Annotated in this window: 6 protein-coding genes; 4 read left to right on the top strand and 2 right to left on the bottom strand. The window is 70.7% G+C overall.

From position 1 onward, the window contains the following. The first annotated feature begins 365 nt into the window (after positions 1-365). From A7D27_RS24915 to argE, 4 genes are read left to right on the top strand one after another with little or no spacing between them, the layout of a single operon-like run. Entirely contained in the window at positions 366-1,640 is a 1,275-nt protein-coding gene (locus A7D27_RS24915; RefSeq protein WP_069566450.1) for an NAD(P)/FAD-dependent oxidoreductase, read from the top strand. Between the two features lie 29 nt (positions 1,641-1,669). After that, positions 1,670-2,098 (top strand): RidA family protein, encoded by a 429-nt coding sequence (locus A7D27_RS24910; protein WP_069566449.1) that lies wholly within the window; start codon positions 1,670-1,672, stop codon positions 2,096-2,098. Between the two features lie 9 nt (positions 2,099-2,107). Further along, positions 2,108-2,785 carry a DUF1028 domain-containing protein gene (locus A7D27_RS24905; RefSeq protein ID WP_069562859.1) on the top strand — a complete coding sequence of 226 codons (678 nt, stop codon included), beginning with the start codon at positions 2,108-2,110 and terminating at the stop codon, positions 2,783-2,785. After that, positions 2,778-3,935, top strand: a complete 1,158-nt coding sequence (gene argE, locus A7D27_RS24900; RefSeq protein WP_069566448.1) for an acetylornithine deacetylase — start codon at positions 2,778-2,780, stop codon at positions 3,933-3,935. Before A7D27_RS24905 ends, argE begins: the two co-directional genes overlap by 8 nt. A gap of 12 nt (positions 3,936-3,947) precedes the next feature. Here argE and A7D27_RS24895 read toward each other — a convergent pair whose 3' ends face one another. Together A7D27_RS24895 and A7D27_RS24890 are read right to left on the bottom strand one after the other, a co-directional pair. Then, the gene (locus tag A7D27_RS24895; RefSeq protein ID WP_069562857.1) at positions 3,948-4,874 is read right to left on the bottom strand and encodes an ABC transporter permease; all 927 of its coding nucleotides are present in this window, start codon (positions 4,872-4,874) and stop codon (positions 3,948-3,950) included. A 50-nt stretch (positions 4,875-4,924) separates the two neighbouring features. Then, entirely contained in the window at positions 4,925-6,028 is a 1,104-nt protein-coding gene (locus A7D27_RS24890; RefSeq protein ID WP_069566447.1) for an ABC transporter permease, read from the bottom strand. Between the last annotated feature and the right edge of the window lie 11 nt (positions 6,029-6,039).

Below are 6,039 nucleotides of genomic sequence, written 5' to 3'. Positions count from 1 at the left end.
GGCTCAGCCCATCCCACGGCCGCTCCGCGCCCCACCCGTAGGATGCGGTGAGCTACGCGAACCGCATCAAACGCGCCCACACCGCCGCTCCAACCCCGCGCCGTTGCCGAGTTTTTTCATGGGCAGCGAGCATATTTTTAATAATTTTCCTGGCCTGGAAGCTGGCGCACCATCTGCCCGACCCGAACGAAAGCCAGACCGCACAGACGGTCGAGCCGGGGTGCAGCGTGCGTGATTCCAGCCTCCAACGGCCTCGTGCCCGCCTGCCCGGTTCATCCCTCTGCGCCTTGTCCATCGTTCTCCGCCGGCCCTGAGCGGCCTGCAATTCCAAGAGCCGAAAACCGCCCAGCAGAAGGACACCGACCATGACCGTTGGACAGACTGAAATCGACACCCTGATCGTCGGCGCGGGCCAGGCCGGCATCGCCATGAGCGAACACCTGACCCGGCTCGGCGTGCCCCACCTGGTGCTGGAGCGCGACCGCATCGCCGAACGCTGGCGCTCCCAGCGCTGGGATTCCCTGGTGGCCAACGGCCCGGTCTGGCACGACCGTTTCCCCGGCATGGAATTCGAGGGCATGTCCCCCGACGCCTTCGCCTCCAAGGAGCAGGTGGCGGACTACTTCGAAGCCTACGTGCAGCGCTTCGAAGTGCCGGTGCGCACCGGCGTCGAAGTCACCCGCGTGGTGCGCAACGTCGGCCAGCCGGGGTTCCGCGTGGAGACCTCCGACGGCGTGATCCAGGCCCGTCATGTCGTGGCCGCCACCGGCCCCTTCCAGCGCCCGGTGATCCCCGCCATCGCCCCGCGCAGCGAGACCCTGGTGCAACTGCACTCCGCCGACTACCGCAACCCCGGCCAACTGCCCGCAGGCGCCGTGCTGGTGGTGGGCGCCGGCTCTTCCGGCGTGCAGATCGCCGATGAGCTGCAGCGTGCCGGCAAGCAGGTCTACCTCTCCGTCGGCGCCCACGACCGCCCGCCGCGCAGCTACCGTGGCCGCGACTTCTGCTGGTGGCTGGGGGTGCTCGGCGAGTGGGACCAGCAGGCCATGAAGCCCGGCCGCGAACACGTCACCATCGCCGTCAGCGGCGCCCGGGGCGGCCACACCGTGGACTTCCGCGCCCTCGCCGAACAGGGCATCACCCTGGTGGGGCTGACCCAGGCTTTCGACGGCGGCACCGTCCGCTTCGCCAACGACCTGGCCGACAACCTTGCCCGGGGTGACGAGAACTACCTGTCCCTGCTGGACGCCGCCGATGCCTACATCGAGCGCAACGGCCTGGACCTGCCGACCGAGCCCGAAGCCCGCCGCATGCGCCCCGACCCGGCCTGCGTGCGCGAGCCGATCCTCGAACTGGACCTGGCCGCCGCCGGCATCGGCGCCATCATCTGGGCCACCGGCTTCGCCACCGACTACAGCTGGCTGCAGGTGGACGCCTTCGACGCCCAGGGCAAGCCCCGCCACCAGCGCGGCGTGTCCAGCGAACCGGGGGTCTACTTCCTCGGCCTGCCGTGGCTGTCGCGCCGGGGCTCCTCGTTCATCTGGGGCGTCTGGCACGACGCCAAGCACGTGGCCGACCAGATCGCCACCCAGCGCAAGTACCTCGCCTACCACGACGCCGCCCAGCGCCGTCAGGGCTGAGCCCCGAACCCGACGCCAAGGACACCGCCATGCCGACCCATACCCGCATCCGCATGTTCAACACCCGCGACACCTACCCCAACCAGACCCTGGACAACGACCTCTGCCAGGCCGTCCGCGCCGGCAACACCGTCTACGTGCGCGGCCAGGTGGGCACCGATTTCGACGGCAACCTGGTGGGCCTGGGCGACCCCCGGGCCCAGGCCGAACAGGCCATGAAGAACGTCAAGCAACTGCTCGAAGAGGCCGGCAGCGACCTCTCCCACATCGTCAAGACCACCACCTACCTGCTCGACCCGCGCTACCGCGAGCCGGTCTACCAGGAGGTGGGCAAGTGGCTCAAGGGCGTGTTCCCCATCTCCACCGGCCTGGTGGTCTCGGCCCTCGGCCAGCCCCAGTGGCTGATGGAGATCGACGTGATCGCCGTGATCCCCGATGACTGGCAGGCCACCCGCTAAGGAGCTCCCATGACCTTTTCCATCGTCGGCCGTTGCGCGGAAACCGGGCAACTGGGCATCGCCATCAGCTCCTCCAGCATCGCCGTCGGCGCGCGCTGCCCCTGGGTGCGTGCCGGGGTGGGGGCGGTGGCCACGCAGAACGTCACCCTGCCGGCCCTGGGGCCGCAGATCCTCGACCTGCTGGACGCCCAGCACCTCACGCCCCAGGCCGCCCTCGACCGGGCCCTGGGCGCCAACGGCTGGAGCCAGTACCGCCAGGTGACGGTCATCGACGGCCAGGGCCGCACCGCGCTGTTCAGCGGCAGCGAAGCCCTCGGCCTGCACAATGCCGTGGCCGGCGAGCAGTGCGTGGCCGCCGGCAACCTGCTGTCCGACCCGGCGGTGATCGACGCCATGGTGCGCGCCTTCGAAACCTCCGAAGGGCAACTGGCCGAGCGCCTGCTCGGCGCCATGCAGGCGGCCATGGCCGCCGGGGGCGAAGCCGGCCCGGTGCACTCGGCAGCGCTCAAGGTGATGGGCGACCTCACCTGGCCCCTCGTCGACCTGCGGGTGGACTGGGCCGAGCACGACCCCATCGGCGTGCTCGCCGGGCTCTGGCAGGCCTATGCCCCCCAGCAGCAGGACTACATCACCCGCGCCCTGGACCCGACGGCGGCGCCCAGCTACGGAGTGCCCGGGGATGAGTGACGCCACCAGCCTCGACCTGCTGGAGCGGCTGGTGGCGTTCCCCACCGTCAGCCGCGACTCCAACCTGGCGCTGATCGGCTTCATCCGTGACTACCTCGCCGGCCAGGGCGTGACCAGCGAGCTGTTCCTCAATGCCGAGGGCACCAAGGCCAACCTCTTCGCCACCCTCGGCCCCACCGACCGGGGCGGGGTGGTGCTGTCCGGGCACACCGACGTGGTCCCGGTGGACGGCCAGGCCTGGACCCGCGACCCGTTCCGCCTCAGCGAAAGCGAGGGCCGCCTCTACGGGCGCGGCACCGCCGACATGAAGGGCTTCATCGCCTCGGTGCTGGCCGCCGTCCCGGCCTTCCTCGCCCAGCCGCTGCGCCTGCCGGTGCACCTGGCGTTCTCCTACGACGAGGAAGTGGGCTGCCTGGGCGTGCGTTCTATGCTCGACGCCCTCGCCCAGCGGCCCAACCGGCCGCGCCTGTGCCTGATCGGCGAACCCACCGAACTGCGCCCGGTGCTCGGCCACAAGGGCAAGCTGGCCATGCGCTGCCAGGTGCACGGCGCCGCCTGCCATTCCGCCTACGCGCCGCAGGGGGTGAATGCCATCGAATACGCCGCGCGGCTGATCGGCCACCTCGGCGAGATCGGCGAAGAGCTGGCCCGCCCCGAGCACCACGACCCGCGTTTCGACCCGCCGTATTCCACCGTGCAGACCGGGCTGATCGAGGGCGGCCGGGCGTTGAACATCGTCCCCGCCGAATGCCGCTTCGACTTCGAGGTGCGCGCCCTGCCGGGCTTCGACGCCCAGCAGGTGGCGACGCGCCTGGACCGTTACGCCCAGACCGAGCTGGTGCCGCGCATGCAGGCCGTGCAGCCGGGCACCGGCATCCGCTTCGAGCCCCTGGGCAGCTACCCGGGCCTGGCCACCGACGCCGCCAGCGAAGCGGCCGAACTGGTGGCGCTGATCAGCGGCTCGCGGGACTTCGGCACCGTGGCCTTCGGCACCGAAGGCGGGCTGTTCCACGAGGCCGGCATCCCCACCGTGGTCTGCGGCCCCGGCAGCATGGACCAGGGCCACAAGCCCGACGAATTCGTCACCCTCGCCCAACTGGAAGCCTGCGACACCATGCTGCTGCGCCTGGCCGAGCACCTGCGGGCCTGAACCACCGCGCCCTCAGTGCCCGCCCTTCCAGGGCTGGCCGAGGGACACCGGGGCGAACAGGCGGGTGCGCAGCGCATCGCGGGAGAGCAGCACCAGCACCAGGATGGTCGCCACGTAGGGCAGCATCGCCAGCAGGTTGGCCGGGATGGCGAGCCCCACGCCCTGGGCCACCAGGTGCAGGATGCTGGCCAGGCCGAACAGGTAGGCGCCCAGCAGCACGCGGAACACCCGCCAACTGGCGAACACCACCAGCGCCAGGGCGATCCAGCCGCGCCCGGCGGTCATGTTCTCCGCCCACATCGGCGTGTACGCCAGGGACAGGTAGGCCCCGGCCATGCCCGCCATCGCCCCGCCGAACAACACCGCCAGGGTGCGCACCCGCAGCACCGGCAGGCCCATCGCGCTGGCCGCGTCGGGGTTCTCGCCCACCGCCTGCAGCACCAGACCGATGCGGCTCTTCAGCAGGGCCCAGGCGATCAGCGCGAACAGCACGAAGGACAGGTAGACCATCAGGTCCTGGCTGAACAGCACCTTGCCCAGCACCGGCAGCGCACTCAGCAGCGGGATCGCCAGCGGCTCGAAGCCTGCCAGCGGCTTGCCCACCCAGGCCGCGCCGACGAAGGACGACAGGCCGATGCCGAAGATGGTCAGCGCCAGCCCGGTGGCCACCTGGTTGGCGTTGCAGCCCAGCGCCACCAGGGCGAACAGCGCCGCCAGCAGCACCCCGGCGGCCATCGCCGCCAGCACCCCGAGCCAGAGGCTGCCGGTGCCGATGGCGGCGATGAAGCCCACCACCGCACCGAACAGCATCATTCCCTCCTGGCCGAGGTTGAGCACACCGCTCTTTTCACACACCAGCTCGCCCAGGGCCACCAGCAGCAGCGGCGTGCCGCAGCGGACCATGGCGAAGAGGATGTTGGTCAGCAGATCGAGATCCATGGGTCAGAAGCCTCGGGCGGCGAGCCGCGCGTCAGGAAGAGAGGAGAGGGTCATGCCAGGGCTCCGCGTGCGCGGGCCGTCGTGCGCAGCGTCCAGCGGGCCGTCAGGCGCGGGCGGTAGAGGATCAGCAGGTCGCAGGCGAGCAGGAAGAACAGCATCATTCCCTGGAACAGCTGGGTGATGGACTGCGGCAGGTTCAGCGCCATCTGCGCGTTCTCGCCACCCAGGTAGAGCAGCGCCATCAGCAGGCCGGCGGCGAGGATGCCGAACGGGTTCAGGCGACCGAGGAAGGCCACGGTAATGGCCGCGTAGCCGTAGCCCGGCGACACCTGCGGCACCAACTGGCCGATGGGCCCGGTGACCTCGCCGACCCCGGCCAGGCCCGCCAGGCTGCCGCTGAGCAGCAGCACCAGCCACACCAGGCGCCGCTCGCGGAAGCCGACGAAGCCGGCCGCGCGCCTGTCCAGGCCCAGCACCTTGATCTGGAAGCCAAGGAAGCTCCTGTGCAGCAGCACCCACACCGCCACCAGCGCCAGCAGGGCGAAGTACAGGCCGATGTGCAGGCGCAGGTCCTCGAACACCGGCGGCAGGCGGGTGGCGTCGCCGAACATGGCCGACTCGGGGAAGTTGAAGCCGCCCGGGTCCTTTAGCGGCCCGTGCACCGCATACAGCAGCAGGTTCAGCGCCACGTAGTTGAGCATGATGGTGGTGAGGATCTCGTTGGCGTTGAAGCGCGTGCGCAGCCAGGCCGCCAGCGCGCCCCAGGCGGCTCCGGCGAGGGTGCCGGCGGCCAGTACCAGCACCAGCGCCCAGCGGCTCTCCCAGTCGATGACGTGGACCGCCAGCGCACTGCCGGCCAGGGCACCGACCAGCAACTGGCCCTCGGCGCCGATGTTCCACACCCGCGCCTGGTAGGCCACGGCCAGGCCCAGGGCGCAGAGCAGGATGGGCAGCGCCTTCACCAGCAGCTCGGAGACGCCGTAGAGGTCGCTCACCGGGGCGATCAGCACGGTGTGCAGGGTTTCCAGCGGGTCCTTGCCCAGGGCCAGGAACAGCAGCGAGCCGCAGGCCAGGGTCAGCAGGCCGGCCAGCACCGGGGAGAGCACCAGCATCGCCCGCGAGGGCTGGGTGCGGGGTACGAGGGATAACAGCATGGGGGCTCCGG

The organism is Pseudomonas sp. 1D4 (assembly GCF_001728925.1).
Classification (GTDB): Bacteria; Pseudomonadota; Gammaproteobacteria; order Pseudomonadales; family Pseudomonadaceae; genus Metapseudomonas; species Metapseudomonas otitidis.
The sequence above is the reverse complement of the archived record's forward strand: the minus strand, read 5'-3'. Positions and strand labels throughout refer to the sequence as shown.